The following is a 16058-nucleotide window of genomic DNA, read 5'->3' on the forward strand; positions in this document are numbered from 1 at the left end:
AGAAGGGGCGCCTCGATGGCGCCCTTTTTCATGCACCTATCTCGGGCGCCCGGCATCGATCCACCGTCGCGCCCGTTCCTCCGATATGCGATACCTGGCGCTGTTGTATGGCTGCAGCGAATCGAGGCGCTCTTCGAGCAGGCTGCGGAACGGTGCCGCCTCCTCATGCTGCAAGCCTTGGGCTTCAACCGCGTGGCCCACAGTCGCGCCTTCGCCCACGATCATGCCTATGGCGGACGTCAAAGCTGCCCTGTAGCGCACTGCGAGCTGATCGGGCGAGCCCATGGATTCCATGATGGTGCGGTATCGCTTGATGGACCGCCGGTAGGTCCAGACGAACAGGTCGGTGGCCGCGCTGAAGTCGTTGAATTCATAGATGCCCAGCATGGCTTGCGCATACTCGTGGCGTCCGACATCCATGAAAGCCAGCGGCGAGCAGTTGTAAAGGGTGAGCGGAATATTGGCGCAGATGCGACTTGTTCGTTTATTGCCGTCGATGAAGGGCTGCAGGTACGCGATCTGCACCCAAAGGAAATAAGCCGCCTCGATCGGATTGGGAATCGCACGCGCCTTCGCCACGATGAGATCGAGCAGCTCGCCCAGTACATGCGGAACCTGCAGCGGAATAAACGTGGTTCCGGTGATGTACACGGGCGTGGTGCGGATCGTTCCCAGCTGGGCTTCCGGCATCAGACCATCCATGAGCAGCGAATGGATGTTGCGCACCGTCGACGTGGTGAGGCCGCGCATCGGACCGTCGTCGACCAGAAACTCGATGGCGCGCTTATGGTTCAAGAGCATGACGGCATCCTGGTCCGTGCCGTGCGCGCCTTGCTGGAACAGTCGTTCTGTATCGAGCAGCGAGTAGGTATTCCCCTCCAGCTTGGAAGACGACCAGGAGAGTTCGACCAGGAGCTGTTCGAGCACTTTTCGGGCGTAGGTGCCAGCGGGTTGCTGGTCGGGCCATCGGCCTTCGGCCAGGAGTTCGGCAGCAAGCTTCGGCGGCAGCAGCGAGCTGATACCGGGGCTGTAGCCGTCCAGCAGCGCGCGCCGGTAGGACACGGGTTCGCGCGCCGTCATGGGGGCCGCAAGCTTTTGCAGCAGGGCAATGGCAGCGGGTGACCAGGGAATGTCTCCAGCCGGTGGATCTGGCCGGTCATGGATCTGGTTGACAGGAGCTTGGCGCGGCCCGGCGGCGAGTGCGTAGCGAGTGGCGCGCGCCCTGCCTTCCGTGATCACGTCCCCGCTGTCGACCAGCCGGCCGAGTTGGCGCAGCGCCGTGGATACGGACACGTTCGCCTGCGCAGCCACCTCCGTGATCGATGCCCATCCTTTGCCGCCTGCCGCAAGGTCATGCATCGCCTGGAGCACGAGCGCTCGGCTGGTTTCCATGGGCCTGGTTTCCGTCGTTGGCTGATAGGCCGGCCTGGAGCGCGGATTGGCCGCTCGTTCGACCGCGATGACGTGATTTTATCAGAACCCCGTCATTATGACGTGATTTCGGCAGATTGCGTCACAATCACGTCATTGTGAAGTGATTCACCTTGATCGCGTCAGATCACGCCAGCAGGAGGGGGCTCAAAGGGACGCGCTGAAGCCGCCGCCAGTTCCCTCTCCAAGCCTACGCACGTCCCAAATTTCCGCATCTCCCCGCCGCATGGGCGACCAGAAAGATGGACCGGTCGAGGCCTCGTCCGGCGCGATGGCGCGTGACCACTCTTCGCTCTCGAACGAACCGTCTGCATCCTTCCCCCGACTAGACTGCACCGCATGTCCGACGCTCCCGCCATGACCCGCTACCAGCTCGCCGAAGTCGGTGCGCTGCTGGCCGAGCCCGCGCGTGCGGCGATGCTGCTGGCGCTGTCGGATGGCACCGCACGCCCGGCGGGTGAGCTGGCGCGCGTGGCCGGCGTGGGTGCGGCCACCGCGAGCGCGCATCTGAAGCGCCTGCTCGACGGCGGCCTGCTGGCGCTGCACGTGCAGGGGCGCCACCGCTACTACCGCCTTGCCGACGACGAAGTCTCGGCGATGCTCGAAGCACTCGCCATGCCGCGCACGCGCAGCGCGCCGCCGAAGACGTCCGCCGATGCGGCGGTGCGCCGCGCGCGCACCTGCTATCGCCATCTCGCCGGCCAGCTCGGTGTGGCGCTGTGCGAAAGCCTGCTGGCGCGCGACTACCTGGAAGCGGCCAGCGAAGGCCTGCGCCTGCTGCCCGCCGGTGCGCGGGCGCTGGCCGAAGCCGGTCTTGAACTCGAAGCCACCGGCCAGCTGCTGCTGCGCCTGCACGGCCGCGGCTGCCTGGACTGGACCGAGCGCCGCCTGCACGTGGGCGGCCCGCTCGGCGTGGCGATGACGTCGGCCATGCTCGATGCGGGCTGGCTGCGCCGCGCCGCGCAGGGCCGTGCGCTGGTGCCCAGCGCCGACGGCCTGCGTTGTCTGTCCTCGCTGGGCGTGAGGCTGGACACCCCGTTGTAGGTTGGGGTGAGCCGCAGGCGAACCCCAACGTTGCGCTGCGCTTGGGGCTGGCGGTGTTGGGGTTCGCCTATGGCTCACCCCAACCTACGCGCCGCGGTTTACTGCGCCTTCTTGCGCCCGAACAACCTGGCGAAGAAACCGCCGATCGCCACCACGCCCACCATGATCACCTTCTTGAAGCCCAGCAGCAGCACGCCGAGCTTGGCGAACAGGCCGGCTTTCGCCGCGATGCCGCCGGCCACCAGCGCGCCGATGCCGTAGGCGGCGACCTTGTCGGTCTTGGAGTTGTAGTCGGTGTAGCGCTCGCCGTCGTTGAACTCGGTCATCTCCAGCACCTTGGGCATGTCCGCGCGCACCTGGGCCAGCTGGTCGATCGGCGCCACCGCATTGAGCGACAGATAGCCGCGGCGGCCGAGCACGCGGATGGCGTAGTTCAGCGAGGCGCCGTCGGAAGAACCGTCGGCCTTCTTGAACTTGAGATTGCGCGCCCAGTACAGCTTGTGCGAAGCCGCGTCGTAATGCGGCTGTTCGGCCCAGCCGACCAGCTCGATCGCCGGATAGCCCTGCTTGAGGCGCTCGGCGTTCTCGTCCTTGCTGGCCTCCTGCATGTCCTTGAGCATCTGGTTGTAATCGAGCTTGGCCGCGTCCTCGTCCGACACATAGCCTTCGTCGACGAAGGTCACCACCACCGCCCAGGCCTTGTCGTCGAGCAGCACGTTCATGTTCTCGCTGGGCAGGATCATGCCCAGCACGTCCTGGTCCGGCGGGTTGTTCCACAGCCGGGTGAGCACGTCCTGCGCTTCTTTCGCCTGCAGGAAGCTGTAGCCCTTGTCCAGTTTCAGCGTGGCCTGCGCGCCCGGCACCACCACGTCGCCGGTGGCCGGATGCAGCGACTTGAGGAAGGCCTGCGCCTCGGCGGGTACGCTGTCTTCGGCGGCCGGCGTGTCGGCCGGCGCGGCGAGCAGCGGCGAGGTCCAAGCGAAGGCGGCCAGCAGGCCGAGTGCCGGCAGGAATTTGCTTTGCATGTGTAGTCCCTGGAATCGTCCGTTGATATGGGTGCGTCCGGTGCCGGCGCGCGTCCATCGCTCCCCCTTCGGCGCGATGGTTCGTGAATTCTTGCAGGGAGGGGCAGGTTTTTGCCAGCCCCGTGCCGGCTCAGGCCACCGCCAGCAGCGGTTTCACGTCGCCGCCCGGCACGCCGCGCTGCACGCGCGCCAGCGCATCCGGCAGGTGCTCGGCGATGTAATCGATGAAGCAGCGCATCGCCGGCGTATGGCCATGGCGTGACGGATACACCGCATGCACGTTGCCCGGCGGCAGGCTCCATGCCGGCAGTACCGGGACCAGTTGTCCGCGGGCGATCGGCTCGCGGCAGATGAAGCGCGGCAACTGCGCGATGCCGAGCCCGCCGGTCACCGCCTGATACAGCACCTGCAGGTCGTCGCTCACCAGAGCAGGGTGATGCTCCACGCGCTGCGCATGGCCGGCGGCATCGAGCAGCGTCCAGAAATGGCGGCCTTCGCAGGACAGCACGCTGACGCTCGGCAGATGGCGCAGGTCGGCGGGTTGCTGCGGCGGCTCCGCACGCTGCAGCAGTTCGGGGCTGGCCACCAGGAGTTGCGGATCCATGCCGAAGCTGCGCACCACCAGGCTGGAATCCTGCACCGACGCGCGCACGCGGAAAGCGATGTCGTAGCCGTTCGCCACCACGTCGACCTGGTGATGGCAGATATCCAGATCCACCTGCACATCCGGGTGCCGGCGCAGGAAACCTACAAGCACCGGCGCCAGCAGCAGCTGCGCGAACATTACCGGGCAAGCCACGCGCAGGCGTCCGCGCGGAATGGCCTGCGCATCGTCGATCACTTCCTGCGCGCGCTCGGCGGCGGCCAGCATCAGGCAGCACTGGTCGTAGTAGCGGCGGCCGATGTCGGTGACGTGAGACCGCCGCGTGGTGCGCTGGATCAGGCGCACGCCCAGATGTTCCTCGAGCCGCGCGATGCGGAAGCTCAGTTGCGATTTGGCCATGCCCATCGCGCGGCTCGCGGCGGTGAAGCTGCCGTGCTCGACGACCTGCACGAAATAGAGGATGTCGTTGAGATCCTGCATGTCCCGGCTCCCGTCGCGGGATGAGCCCCCGCTTTTCAGGCTACCGCAAGCTTTGGCGGCGCGATGTTGCGTCGCCACAGGCTGCGATTGTTCTCGCGCCTTGGACAATCATTTTCGGCGCGAGGGCTTATTCCCGTTCGGGCGAGGGTGAATACTCCTGGCGGCACCGGCCACAGGGGACGACACGCCGGCGCATCACGCTAGCCAATGGGGTTACGCCATGCGTGTGTTCCCGTTTCTGCCAGGGACGTTGCTTTGCGCGGCCATCGGGCTGCTGGCGGCGCTGCCGGCACCGGGTGCGCAGGCGCAGCAGGCGGCCCCGGCCGGGTCGTCCGGCCTGAGCCAGAGCGATATCGCGCGGATGCTGCCGGCCACCGACATGGGCGCCAACGATGCGCGCAACCGCAACCCGCATCTGCGTCCCGTCAGCGACTCGCCCGCCACGCCGTTCGATGCGGCCCCCATCCCGAAGAACCCGCTGGCGCCCGACGCCGATGCCGTCGGCGCCAGGACCTGCATTGCCTGCCACGCATTGGAAAACGTGCAGGCCTCGCATTCGCTGCATGTCGCTTCGTTCCGTGTCGGCGCGGCACACAGCGGGCCGCAGGCAGCTTGCGAGACCTGCCATGGCCCCGGCTCGCTGCACGCGAAGAACCCCGCGGCGAAAGGCTCGATCATCGCTTTCACGCACGACGGCGGCACGCCCGTGCAGGCGCAGACGCAGGTCTGCCTCGGTTGCCATGCCGGCGGCGCGCGGCAGCACTGGCTGGGGTCGGTGCACGAGAACCGCGGCCTTTCCTGCAGCGATTGCCACAACCCGATGGCGCGGCTGTCGCCCGAAGGCGTGCTGGCCAAGCCGTCGATCAACGAAGTGTGCAGCGGCTGCCACCAGGACATCCGCGCCAAGTTCAACCGGCGCTCGCACATGCCGCTGCCGGAAGGGCAGATCGCCTGCACCGATTGCCACAACCCGCACGGCACCATCACCAAGCCGCTGCTGAAGACCGACACGGTCAACGAGACCTGCTACGGCTGCCACGCCGAAAAGCGCGGCCCCTTCCTGTTCGAGCACGCGCCGGTGCGGCAGAACTGCCTCAACTGCCACGACGTGCACGGCTCCAACCAGCAGACCTTGCTGGTGGCGCCGATCCCGATGCTGTGCCAGCAGTGCCACACCATGACGCAGCATCCGAACGACCTGCAGAGCGCCGCGGGCCTGGGCAATGGCGTGTCGCCGGACGAGCGGATCATGGGCCGCGGCTGCCTGACCTGCCACACCAATATCCACGGGTCCAACAACCCGTCCGGACCGAAATTCCACAAGTGAGGGAGGCGGACGATGCGCAAGCTCCAGCTCCTTCTCCTCGCGCTGCCGGGCCTGGCGGCGGGCGCCGCTTCCGCGCAGGTGGCGGACGGCAGCGACACCATGCGCGTGGGCGACATGCAGTACGGCAATGCGCTGGATCCGCGCGGGTGGACGCCGATGATGGCGGGGATCCAGGACGGGCTGCTCTCAAACGGCATGTCGTGGCTGCATGCGGGCATGAAGCGCACGCCCACCGGTGTGCCATATCCGTATCCGCCGCAGGCCGATGACGGCACGCCTGTCGCGCCGGGCAGCGACTGGACGTATCGCGGACTATTGCAGCTCGGCTATATCCACCTCAACGGCGACCGCAACGCGGAATTCTTCCGCCAGTACAGCGACTGGAAGAACGGCTTCGCGCTGGGCTATCTGGGATTGATGTTCGACAACCGGCGCACCGGCGAATACGTGGAGTTCCGCGCCAGCCGATTGAGCGCCGACGACCAGTACTACCGCTTGCGCGCCGGCAAATACGGCAGCTACCGGATCGAAGCGTTCTACCGCGATATGCCGCATACGGTATCGACCAACGCCTTCCCGATCTGGAATGGCATCGGCAGCAGCAACCTCACCTTGCCCGCTTCGCTCACGCCCGGCGGCAGCACGCCTGCGCAGATCGCCGCGGCTTCGGCGGCGGCGCCAAGGCGCACCATCGGGCTGACCCGCACCCGCAGCGGCCTGTCGCTGGAAGGCGAGTTGTACCGCGGCTGGATCGGCACCGCGGCGATCAGCAACGAGGAACGCAAGGGCACGCGTTTGTGGGGCGGGCCGATGTTCTTCGCCTTCAACGATCTGCAGGGCGGCATCAACGAGACGGTGCGGCCGGTCGATTTCTCCACCACCGACGTCAACCTGTCGTTGCGCAAGGTGGGCAGGGTGTGGCACTTCGTCGGCACGTACACAGGCTCGTTCTTCCGCAACCACAAGGACTACCTGGATTACCAGAGCCCGTTCCAGCTGCAGAACGTGGTGGGCGTGCCGCAGGTGGCGAATATCTACCAGGGCGAGTTCTCGCTGGAGCCGGACAACGACTACCACAACCTGCGCCTGGACCTGTCGCGCGAGCTGAAGGGCAACGGCCAATTCAGCGTTGCCGCCGCGTGGGGCACCATGCGCCAGAACGCAGCGCTGCGTCCGCCGGTGACCTGCGCCGGCGTGCTGGGTGTCGACATGACGCCGATCGGCGGCCCCAACTACACCTTGCCCTGCGCCGACTGGAACACGCCGGCCGCGCTGTCGCAGCGCAATGCCAATGCGCGGATCGATACCGGCCTGGTCGACGCGCGGGTGAATTTCCATCCGTCGTCCAGCTTTGGCTGGCATGCCGGCTTGCGCTGGTATCGCGAAGACAACAAGACGCGCTATCTCGCCTACAACCCGCAGACGGGGCAGTACGGCTATATCTCGGAGAACGGCTCGCAGGGCAGCATCGTGCCGGGCGAGGTGGGCATTTTCGATCCGCGCAATCCGCTGTACTGGTCGTCGAATGTTACCGTGCGCAACGTGCCGTATGGCTACGACGACACGCTGTTCGAGCTGGGTGGCGACTGGCAGTTCGGGCGGCGCAACAGCCTGGGCGTGGCCTATACCTTCGACCACAACGAACCGAAGTATCGCGAACGCAAGCGGGTGGACGAGCACCGCATCAAGATTTCATGGATGTCGCGCTCGTTCGGCGATGCGACCTTGCGCGCCAGCTATGAATACGCACGCCGACGCGGCGGGCCGTACAACTACGATCCCTATGCGCAGTTCTTCTCCGAATCGCTGCCGGGCTTCGTCGATCCCGCCAACGGCCTGCCCGCGCATACGGTCGCCGACATGCGCAAGTACGATCTCTCGGACCGCAACGAAAGCAAGGCGCGGCTGATCGTCACCTATCCGTTCGGCGACGCCACCACGGTTTCCGCCACCTTCTACGGCAACCGCGACCAGTACGCCACGCCGATCGGCCGCCAGGACACGCGCAGCACCGGCGCCACCTTGCAGTGGGATTGGCAGCCCGGCGCGCGCACTACCGCCAGCGCGTATCTGGGCATCGAGACTTCGCATATGGGCATTGCCAATGTGGGCGACTCCGACGGCGGCGCGGCCGGCGCGGCGCTGGGCACACCGGGGCAGACCAACCCGAATCTCGGCGGGCCGCTGTATCCGTACGGCAACCAGTGGTGGGAATTCGACCGCGAGCGCAACAGCAATGCCGGCTTCACCCTCACTCACGATTTCGGCCGCGTGCGCGCCGACCTCAGCTACAACTACAGCGGCTCGTTCGGCCACGTCGGCTACAGCTACGCCACCATCGGCGCCCTCGCCTACCGCGCACCGGATGCGGCTACGGCGGCGGGCAACGCCTTCCCGGACAACAAGTACCGCAGCAATACGCTGGACCTGGGTTTCAACTTCGACTTCACCCGCCGCTTCGGCATGCGCCTGTTCGGCCGCCGCGAAACCGGCAGCTTCACCGACTGGCATTACCTGGGGTTCGACCAGACGCTGAGCTATGGCCAGCGCATCTACACCGACAAGGGGCCGCAGCACCATTACGGCGTGACCATGCTGGGCGCCCTGTTCAACGTGAAGCTGTGAGGAGGCCGCGATGATCCGCCCACTTTCGCTCGCGGTCCTGGTAATGCTTGCATCGTGCGCTGCTGCGCAGGACGCGCCTGCGCCTGCGGCGAGCGCTGCCGCGAAGCCGGTGGCGATGCTCGACGTGCGCGCGCAGCCGCCGATCCATGGCGATGCGAATGCCGGCGCGGCCAAGGCGGCCGTCTGCGGCGCCTGCCATGGTCCGCAAGGCGTTGCGATCGCGCCGAACTTCCCGAACCTCGCCGGCCAGTCGGCGACGTATCTCTATCTGCAGCTGAAGGCGTTCAAGGGCGGCCAGCGCAGCGATCCGATCATGACCGGCCAGGCCGCGACGCTCAGCGACCAGGACATGCGCAATCTCGCGGCGCACTTTGCCGCGCTGCCGGCCAAGCCAGCGGGCAAGCCCGATGTCGCGTCGCGCGGCGCGCAGTTGTTCCTGGCGGGCGATCCGGCCAAAGGCGTGCCGCCATGCCAGGGTTGCCATGGTCCGGTGGGGCAGGGGCCGGCCAGTCCGTGGCCGGGCGCGCCGGATACCGCATGGCACACCTTCCCGCGCCTGGCGGGGCAGTCGGCGTTCTATGTCGGGCAGGAGCTGGGCGACTACCGCCATGGCAAGCGCGTCGGCGTCAGCAACGGCAGGATCATGGAAGGCGTGGCGCAGCACTTGGACGATGAAGATATCCAGGCGCTGGCCGCCTACATCCAGTCGCTATAGCGGCAGCACGCGCAGCGGCGAGCTGCGCACGGGCTGGCGCATGAAGGCGTGTTCGGCCGCCAGCCGCAGCATTGCCGGGCTGACGTGGTGGCGGTGCATGCGTTCGATCAGCCCGATATAGATATCGCCGAACAGGTTCTTGCAGTGCATGCGCGTGCCGAGCGTGAGTTCGACGTGCGCGTCGTCGACGATGCGTACCGCCACGCAGGAGCGGAAGCGCAGGTGCTTGTCGTCGGCGCCCAGGATGACCTGCGCATGCCGCGCATCCACGGCTTGCGCGAGCACCGGGAAGCGGCCGTCGAAGGTCTCGCCCGCCTGGCGCGAGAGCAGCGAGGACACCGGGCAGCCCAGCGGCGAAGTGCGCAGGCCGAGCGGACGCACCAGCGTGTTGCGCACCGCCATCATGCGCGACACGCTCGAGGGCGGATTGCGCAGGAAGCCGTCCAGCAGCCCGGCCAGCAGGCGCGGCGCGCCGGCGCGTGCCAGCGCCGGATCGCGCAGGCGGATGCGCACCATGTCCTCGTGCTGGTGGCTGTGTTCGAGCTGTCCGCGCAGCAGTGAGTCCTTCGGCGGCTCGATGGCCTGCACCGGCAGGCGCCCCTGCGATTCCCACAAAAAGCCGCCGGCCTTGCGGCAGGTGGCGCACAGGCCGCGCAGGCGGCCGAGCATGCCGCGCGCGACACGGCACAGCCGGCTCTGCAGCGAACCCGGCGCCGCTTCCAGCGCGAGTGCGATGGTGGGAATGTCTTCGGATGCCGGCGGGTTGGCGGCCAGCCAGTGCAGCACCGCGCCGGGCAGGGTCTCGGTGAGCGAGGGAATCGAGGCGGTGCCCGCAAGCACCTGCTGGCGCACGGCTTCGCTCAGCTCGCCGCCCAGTTCGTTGGTGTGGCAGGAGATGGCGAACAGCGCGGGGTGCGCGGGGTCCAGCGGCGCGAACTGGTGCCAGGTCGTGCCGTTGAAGCGCACGGTGAACATGCAGTCCGGCGGAATATCGATGTGGTGCAGGGTGCGCGCGAAGTGCGCGGGATCGTCGGCCAGTTCGGCGCTGGTCGCCGTGGAGAAGCGCAACTGCGCGCCGCCGCTGCCGGAGACGGCCGTAAACACGCGGTGCCCCGCATGGCGATGGAACGGATGTCCCTTCGTGCCCACCGCGAAGGTGTACAGCGCGGTGGCATCGCCCTTGGCGAAATCGGTGCCGCCCAGCTTGGTCGAGGGCTCGTCCAGCTCGTCGACAAAGGCCGGATGCGCCCGCTGCAGCGCCGAGGCGCCGGCATGCATCTGGTCGCCCACGCCATGCCCGAGCTGCGCGATCAAGCTGACCTCCACCGGCAGCCCGCCATGCGGCGAGGCGATCGTCGCCGTGGGAAAACTGCCGGTGCTGCGTGTCTGTATCGCCATGACGCACTTCTCCGTGGCGGCGCCGCTGGCACCACCGGTACGAACCGCTCGATTGGATTCCCCTGGGCTGGCGCTTTCGCCGCGTCAGCTTTCCTTGCGTGCGAGCCGGCGCGACTCGCGCTTCAACGGTCCGGCCTTGGGACAGATTTCGAAGGCGAACCCCGTCAGCGTATTGACCAGGTTGTCCTTGTTGAGCCGGTACACCACGTACTGGCCGCGCCGCTCGCTGCTCACCAGCCCCGCGCCTTCCAGCACGGACAGGTGGCGCGAAATGGCCGGCGCGCTCATCGAGAAACGGCTGGCGATCTCGCCCGCGGTCAGCTCCTGGGCCGACAGATAGGCCAGGATTTCGCGCCGGGGGCGGGAGGCCAGGGCTTCGAAGAACAGGTCGACGGCCATCAGCTCTTAAGCAATTAACGAAGTTGCTAAATATATAGCCGCGGAATCCGGCCGCGTCAAGCGGCCCGGTTCAAGAAAGCAGTGTGCAGGGATGAGACCTCACCACTGCGTGCGGTTGGGCAGCAGCCCTTTGAGTTCCGCCTCGGTGAGGTTGCGCCACTGGCCCGGCTTCAGATGCCCCAGCTTCACGTTGACGATGCGCACGCGGCGCAGCTGCGTGACCCGGTAGCCGAACTCGGCGGCCATCAGGCGGATCTGCCGGTTCAGGCCCTGGGTCAGCACGATGGCGAAGCCGAACTTGGCGATCTTGCGCGTGCGGCACGGCTTGGTCAGCTGGCCGTGGATGCGCACGCCCTTGGCCATGCCGGCGAGGAAGGCATCGGTGACGGGCTTGTTCACCGCCACCAGGTATTCCTTCTCGTGGTTGTTTTCCGAACGCAGGATCTCGTTGACGATGTCGCCGTTGCTGGTGAGCAGGATCAGGCCTTCCGAGTCCTTGTCCAGGCGGCCGATCGGAAACACGCGCTGCGGGTGGTCGACGAAGTCGACGATATTGCCGGACACGCTCTGGTCGGTGGTGCAGGTGATGCCCACCGGCTTGTTCAGCGCGATGTACACCGCGCGCTTCGCCGCCGGCGTCGCCGCCAGGATGCGCGCCTTGACGATCTCGCCGTCCACGCGCACCTCGTCGCCTTCCAGCGCCTTGGCGCCGGTGCTGACGACTTCGCCGTTGATGGTGACGCGTCCGGCCAGCAGCAGCTCGTCCGCCTCGCGGCGCGAGCAGAGGCCGGCCTCGCTGATGTACTTGTTGACGCGCATGCCGGTTACGAACGCAGGCCCACGCCGCGCTTGAGCAGGTGCAGCGCCACCGCGGCCAGCCCGCCGACGAACAGAAGCATCACCACGAAGGCCACGCCGATGTTCACGTCGCTCACGCCCAGCACGCCGAAGCGGAAGGCGTTGACCATGTACAGGATGGGGTTGACGCGCGAGATGCTCTGCCACGGCTCGGCCAGCATGTTGACCGAATAGAACACGCCGCCCAGATACGTGAGCGGGGTGAGCACGAAGGTCGGCACCAGGGCGATGTCGTCGAATTTCTTCGCGTATACCGCATTGACGAAGCCGGCCAGCGAGAAGATGGTCGCGCCCAGCAGCACCGAGACGAAGGTGATCAGCGGGTGCACCACCTGCAGGTGGGTGAAGAACAGCGCGATTACCAGCACCAGCGCGCCGACGATCATGCCGCGCGTGACCGCGCCGGTGACGTAGCCCAGCAGGATCACCCAGTTCGGCATCGGCGACACCAGCATCTCCTCCACCGCGCGGCTGAACTTGGCGCCGAAGAACGAGCTGGAGATGTTGCCGTAGCTGTTGGTGATGATGCTCATCATCACCAGGCCCGGCACGATGTACTGCATGTAGCTGAAGCCGCCTTCGATGGTGCCGATGCGGCTGCCGATCAGCTTGCCGAAGATGACGAAGTAAAGCGTCATCGTGATGGCCGGCGGGATCAGCGTCTGCGTCCAGATGCGCAGGATGCGCACGATTTCGCGGCGGACGATGGTGCCCAGCGCGACGAGGTTGCCGGTGGCATTCATGCGGCCTGCTCCTGCGCGGACTTGGCGTTGCGGCCCTGTTCCACCAGGCGCACGAACAGTTCTTCCAGGCGGTTGGTCTTGTTGCGCATCGAGGTGACGGTGACGCCGTGCGAGGACAGCGCGGTGAACATGGAGTTGAGGTCGTGGGCGCGGGACATTTCCGCTTCCAGCGTGTGGTCGTCCAGGCAGCGCAGGTTGACGCCGGGCAGGGCGGGCAGTTCGCCCGGCACGCCGGACACGTCGAGCACGAAGGTTTCCGAGTCCAGCGTCGACAGCAGGCGCTTCATGGTGGTGTTCTCCACGATGGTGCCGCGGTCGATGATGGCGATGTTGCGGCACAGCTGCTCGGCTTCCTCAAGGTAATGCGTGGTGAGGATCACTGTGGTGCCGGCCGCGTTGATGCCGCTGACGAACTGCCACATCGAGCGGCGGATCTCGATGTCGACGCCCGCGGTGGGCTCGTCGAGGATCAAGAGCTTGGGCTCGTTCATCATGGCGCGGGCGATCATCAGGCGGCGCTTCATGCCGCCGGAGAGCGTGCGCGCCTGCTCCTGGTTCTTGTCCCACAGGCGCAGCTCGCGCAGGTACTTCTCGGCGCGCTCGGTGGCGATGCGCCGCGGGATGCCGTAGAAACCGGCCTCGTTCACGCAGATGTCGAACGGCTTCTCGAACACATTGAAGTTGATTTCCTGCGGCACCAGGCCGATCAGCTGCATGGCCTTGCCGCGCTGCTGGTTGACCGACACGCCGAACACGCGCGCGTCGCCGCCGCTGGCGTTGACCAGGGAGGACAGGATGCCGATCAGGGTGGACTTGCCGGCGCCGTTGGGGCCGAGCAGGGCAAAGAAGTCGCCGGGTTCCACGGTCAGGCTGACGCCCTTGAGGGCTTCCACCCCGTTGGCGTAGGTCTTGCGCAGGTTGTCGACGACGAGGGCGGGGGCGGATGAGGATGGCGGGGTGGGCATGGGCTGCACCGAAGGGGCCAGCCTCCTATTATAGCGGGCTGGTTCCCGCCGGCCGGTTCCGCGGGGCGCACTCACTGTTTCCGGATTCCCATGGCCGATCATTTCACCCTCCGCCTCGTCGACAGCTACATGCTGGCTCCCACCGTGCGCCACCTGGTGTTCGAGCGCGCCGACGGGCAGGTGCTCGCGTTTGTGCCCGGGCAGTTCCTGCAGGTGCACTTCCAGTACGACGACGGCACGCCGACCAAGCGCAGCTATTCCGTGGCCACCGTCGGCGACGGCCGCTCGCCGGCGCAGCGCATCGAAATCGCCGTGAGCTACGTCGAAGGCGGCGCCGCCACCAAGCTGCTGGGCAGCCTGGAAGCGGGCCAGACCGTCGAAGCCAGCGGCCCCTATGGCCGCTTCTGCCTGCAGCCGGGCGACGCGCATCCGCGCTATCTGCTGCTGGCCACCGGCACCGGCGTCACCCCGTACCGCGCCATGCTGCCGCTGCTGCGCGAGCTGCTGGCCCAGGGCGGGCGCGAAGTGGCTCTGCTGTACGGCGCGCGCAACGAGACCGAGCTGCTGTACGGCGCCGAATTCGAAGCCTTCGAGCGCGAGAACCCGGGTTTCTCCTTCCACGCCTGCCTGAGCCGCCAGGCCCGCGCCGTGCCGCGTCCGAACGACCGCAGCGGCCACGTGCAGGGCGTGCTGGCGGAGCTCTCGCCCAGCGCCGACCGCGATATCGCCTATCTGTGCGGCAATCCGAACATGGTCGACGGCGCCTTCAATGCGCTGAAGGAATACGGCCTGCCGGTGCCGCAGATCCGCCGCGAGAAATACGTCTCCTCGCGCTGAAGTTTCCGGCTGGCGGGCCGACACCTTCCTGGTACCCGATCGGGCGGGCTCGAATACCCGCCCCAAAAATCCCCTGCGCCTGCCGCAGGCTAGCGGCAACTCTGCATCCGGCCCAAACAAATTAATCACAAAGCTTTGATTTACATCGAGCTTTCGGCCATAGACCGTTCGACATACGCCCACGCATTGTGACGCTCATCACAAATCCGAATTCGCAACAGTTTTCGGATTAAAGCCCGGTCCCGGGCAGCCGACAGACCGGAAAAGCGCTCATCCGATTGAGGGGCGCAGGGAGGTCGGGATGCGGATCTGGATACGCAAGACGCTGGTGGCTGGCCTGGTCGCGATGGCCTTCGCGCCGGCGGCGGCGATGGCCGATGGCGGGACGATCGTCTTCTCGGGAAGGATCGTCGAACCGACCTGTTCGGCGAGCTCCCAGCGCATCGGCGATGCGCAAGGCGCGAATGCGGCGCATCGCTATCGCTGTTCGGAGGGGGCTCATCCCACGCCAGGCCAGCTCGCGCAGTCGTATGCGCTGTCGGTGAGCGACACCGTCGGTACGCCGCTCGCCTCAGACCCCTTAATCGTCTACTTCGGCCAATACTTGAGCGCGCAGCCGAAACTGGTCACGCAGACCTACGACTGAAGCCTCACTGGTACGAAAGGGTAAACGTCGCCGTCGCGCTCACCGAGCCGGCCGCGACTGGCGTGGCGGTCTGGTAGTAGCGTGCGTAGTAGGTAAGGGTCAGGGGCCCGTTCGGGGTGGTGCCGACCAGCGCGGGCGTGCCGAAGCTGACCGGCACGAAGGTCTTGTCGATCAGCTGCACGCCGACGTTCTGCGCGCGCCCCGTGCCGGTGGCCGGTGCGATCACGCCGGTGGCGCCGCTGGCGGCGTTGGCCGTATCGAACTGGATGTACATCTGGCTGCCCGCCGCGCACTGCAGGGCGATCGGCACCACCGTCGCGCCCGCCACCGTACCCACGCCATTGAAGGCGGTATTGGACACCGTGGGCAGCACGATGTTGATCGTGCTGGTATTCACCGAGCACGAGGGATAGACGAAGGTGAGCGTGGTGCTGAGGTTGAAGTTCTCGATGCGCCGGTTGTTGTCGTAGCGCCAGTAGCCCATCGTGCCGCTGCCCACCGTGGCGCCGTTGGCGATGGTGCCGGTCTTGACGAACTCCAGGCCGGAGGTCACCGACATCTGGTAGCTGCCGCTGGCGATCGAATCGCCGGGATAGGCGCGCAGATAGCTGGAAGTATCCGGATGCGTCACGCGATAGCCGATGCCGGCCACGCCGGTGGGAAAGATGGTGGCGCCCGAGGCAGGCTGGCTGCCGGCCACGTTGACCACGCCGATGGTGGTGGTGCTGTTGCAGGAGATCTGCGAGATCGGCGTCGGCGAGAACTGGCCGGAACTGGCCAGCGTCGCGCCCACTGGCAGGTTCGGGTCGATCGTGATCGTGGTGCTGCCGAACGAGATGTTGACGTTGGCGGTATTGCCGCTGGTGAAACTGCAGCTGGCCTGCGCGCCCAGCGGCAGCAAGAGCATGGTTGCCGCGAGCAGCAGCAGAATCCGGCGCATCACGTTGTTTCCCCCTGCATG

At 66.8% G+C, this 16058-nt stretch carries 15 protein-coding genes; 6 read left to right on the forward strand and 9 right to left on the reverse strand.

What is annotated here, in order from left to right; translation table 11 throughout:
- Positions 1-36: 36 nt before the first annotated feature.
- On the reverse strand, positions 37-1392 hold the full coding sequence (locus ISN75_RS00655) for a Fic family protein (RefSeq protein ID WP_343819242.1): 1356 nt from the start codon (positions 1390-1392) through the stop codon (positions 37-39).
- Positions 1393-1770: 378 nt separating this feature from the next.
- Here ISN75_RS00655 and ISN75_RS00660 point away from each other — a divergent pair, with 378 nt between their 5' ends.
- Positions 1771-2475 carry a helix-turn-helix transcriptional regulator gene (locus ISN75_RS00660; RefSeq protein WP_343819241.1) on the forward strand — a complete coding sequence of 235 codons (705 nt, stop codon included), beginning with the start codon at positions 1771-1773 and terminating at the stop codon, positions 2473-2475.
- Between the two features lie 98 nt (positions 2476-2573).
- Here ISN75_RS00660 and ISN75_RS00665 read toward each other — a convergent pair whose 3' ends face one another.
- Positions 2574-3500, reverse strand: coding sequence for a DUF2167 domain-containing protein (locus tag ISN75_RS00665; RefSeq protein ID WP_167254990.1), 927 nt, complete (start codon positions 3498-3500; stop codon positions 2574-2576).
- 130 nt (positions 3501-3630) lie between these two features.
- Positions 3631-4584, reverse strand: coding sequence for a LysR substrate-binding domain-containing protein (locus ISN75_RS00670; RefSeq protein ID WP_167254992.1), 954 nt, complete (start codon positions 4582-4584; stop codon positions 3631-3633).
- A 220-nt stretch (positions 4585-4804) separates the two neighbouring features.
- Here ISN75_RS00670 and ISN75_RS00675 point away from each other — a divergent pair, with 220 nt between their 5' ends.
- The 3 genes from ISN75_RS00675 to ISN75_RS00685 are packed head-to-tail and all read left to right on the forward strand — an operon-like array spanning position 4805 to position 9251.
- Positions 4805-5911 carry a DmsE family decaheme c-type cytochrome gene (locus tag ISN75_RS00675; RefSeq protein WP_343819240.1) on the forward strand — a complete coding sequence of 369 codons (1107 nt, stop codon included), beginning with the start codon at positions 4805-4807 and terminating at the stop codon, positions 5909-5911.
- Between the two features lie 12 nt (positions 5912-5923).
- Complete coding sequence (locus tag ISN75_RS00680) at positions 5924-8536, forward strand: MtrB/PioB family outer membrane beta-barrel protein (RefSeq protein ID WP_343819239.1); 2613 nt, start codon at positions 5924-5926, stop codon at positions 8534-8536.
- A gap of 10 nt (positions 8537-8546) precedes the next feature.
- Positions 8547-9251 carry a c-type cytochrome gene (locus ISN75_RS00685; RefSeq protein ID WP_343819238.1) on the forward strand — a complete coding sequence of 235 codons (705 nt, stop codon included), beginning with the start codon at positions 8547-8549 and terminating at the stop codon, positions 9249-9251.
- Here the strand turns inward: ISN75_RS00685 and ISN75_RS00690 are convergent.
- The 5 genes from ISN75_RS00690 to ISN75_RS00710 form a co-directional block, all read right to left on the reverse strand.
- Positions 9246-10649 carry a DUF2867 domain-containing protein gene (locus tag ISN75_RS00690; protein ID WP_343819237.1) on the reverse strand — a complete coding sequence of 468 codons (1404 nt, stop codon included), beginning with the start codon at positions 10647-10649 and terminating at the stop codon, positions 9246-9248. The two genes, ISN75_RS00685 and ISN75_RS00690, sit on opposite strands and share 6 nt — an antisense overlap.
- Before the next feature lie 84 nt (positions 10650-10733).
- On the reverse strand, positions 10734-11048 hold the full coding sequence (locus ISN75_RS00695; RefSeq protein WP_167255002.1) for a metalloregulator ArsR/SmtB family transcription factor: 315 nt from the start codon (positions 11046-11048) through the stop codon (positions 10734-10736).
- 99 nt (positions 11049-11147) lie between these two features.
- A complete protein-coding gene (locus ISN75_RS00700) occupies positions 11148-11867 on the reverse strand; it encodes a pseudouridine synthase (RefSeq protein WP_167255004.1) in 720 nt (239 codons plus the stop codon).
- 5 nt (positions 11868-11872) lie between these two features.
- A complete protein-coding gene (locus ISN75_RS00705) occupies positions 11873-12649 on the reverse strand; it encodes an ABC transporter permease (RefSeq protein WP_167255006.1) in 777 nt (258 codons plus the stop codon).
- Complete coding sequence (locus tag ISN75_RS00710; RefSeq protein ID WP_343819236.1) at positions 12646-13614, reverse strand: ABC transporter ATP-binding protein; 969 nt, start codon at positions 13612-13614, stop codon at positions 12646-12648. Before ISN75_RS00710 ends, ISN75_RS00705 begins: the two co-directional genes overlap by 4 nt.
- A gap of 90 nt (positions 13615-13704) precedes the next feature.
- Here ISN75_RS00710 and ISN75_RS00715 point away from each other — a divergent pair, with 90 nt between their 5' ends.
- On the forward strand, positions 13705-14451 hold the full coding sequence (locus ISN75_RS00715; RefSeq protein WP_168648925.1) for an FAD-binding oxidoreductase: 747 nt from the start codon (positions 13705-13707) through the stop codon (positions 14449-14451).
- Between the two features lie 301 nt (positions 14452-14752).
- A complete protein-coding gene (locus ISN75_RS00720; RefSeq protein WP_167255012.1) occupies positions 14753-15097 on the forward strand; it encodes a hypothetical protein in 345 nt (114 codons plus the stop codon).
- Between the two features lie 4 nt (positions 15098-15101).
- On the opposite strand, the gene ISN75_RS00725 is transcribed toward ISN75_RS00720, so the two are convergent.
- Positions 15102-16037: a fimbrial protein gene (locus ISN75_RS00725; RefSeq protein ID WP_168648923.1), complete on the reverse strand. Its 936-nt coding sequence runs from the start codon at positions 16035-16037 to the stop codon at positions 15102-15104.
- Positions 16038-16058: the final 21 nt, after the last annotated feature.

The organism is Dyella marensis (genome assembly GCF_049532885.1).
GTDB classification, from domain to species: Bacteria; Pseudomonadota; Gammaproteobacteria; order Xanthomonadales; family Rhodanobacteraceae; genus Dyella_D; species Dyella_D marensis.

Bases quoted from the DNA above. Each gene is read 5' to 3' on its own strand.
- ISN75_RS00715 (WP_168648925.1), top strand. From the start codon at position 13,705: ATGGCCGATCATTTCACCCTCCGCCTCGTCGACAGCTACATGCTGGCT.
- ISN75_RS00720 (WP_167255012.1), top strand. From the start codon at position 14,753: ATGCGGATCTGGATACGCAAGACGCTGGTGGCTGGCCTGGTCGCGATG.
- ISN75_RS00660 (WP_343819241.1), top strand. From the start codon at position 1,771: ATGTCCGACGCTCCCGCCATGACCCGCTACCAGCTCGCCGAAGTCGGT.
- ISN75_RS00705 (WP_167255006.1), bottom strand. From the start codon at position 12,649: ATGAATGCCACCGGCAACCTCGTCGCGCTGGGCACCATCGTCCGCCGC.
- ISN75_RS00690 (WP_343819237.1), bottom strand. From the start codon at position 10,649: ATGGCGATACAGACACGCAGCACCGGCAGTTTTCCCACGGCGACGATC.
- ISN75_RS00710 (WP_343819236.1), bottom strand. From the start codon at position 13,614: ATGCCCACCCCGCCATCCTCATCCGCCCCCGCCCTCGTCGTCGACAAC.
- ISN75_RS00675 (WP_343819240.1), top strand. From the start codon at position 4,805: ATGCGTGTGTTCCCGTTTCTGCCAGGGACGTTGCTTTGCGCGGCCATC.
- ISN75_RS00670 (WP_167254992.1), bottom strand. From the start codon at position 4,584: ATGCAGGATCTCAACGACATCCTCTATTTCGTGCAGGTCGTCGAGCAC.
- ISN75_RS00695 (WP_167255002.1), bottom strand. From the start codon at position 11,048: ATGGCCGTCGACCTGTTCTTCGAAGCCCTGGCCTCCCGCCCCCGGCGC.
- ISN75_RS00700 (WP_167255004.1), bottom strand. From the start codon at position 11,867: ATGCGCGTCAACAAGTACATCAGCGAGGCCGGCCTCTGCTCGCGCCGC.
- ISN75_RS00680 (WP_343819239.1), top strand. From the start codon at position 5,924: ATGCGCAAGCTCCAGCTCCTTCTCCTCGCGCTGCCGGGCCTGGCGGCG.
- ISN75_RS00725 (WP_168648923.1), bottom strand. From the start codon at position 16,037: ATGCGCCGGATTCTGCTGCTGCTCGCGGCAACCATGCTCTTGCTGCCG.
- ISN75_RS00665 (WP_167254990.1), bottom strand. From the start codon at position 3,500: ATGCAAAGCAAATTCCTGCCGGCACTCGGCCTGCTGGCCGCCTTCGCT.
- ISN75_RS00685 (WP_343819238.1), top strand. From the start codon at position 8,547: ATGATCCGCCCACTTTCGCTCGCGGTCCTGGTAATGCTTGCATCGTGC.
- ISN75_RS00655 (WP_343819242.1), bottom strand. From the start codon at position 1,392: ATGGAAACCAGCCGAGCGCTCGTGCTCCAGGCGATGCATGACCTTGCG.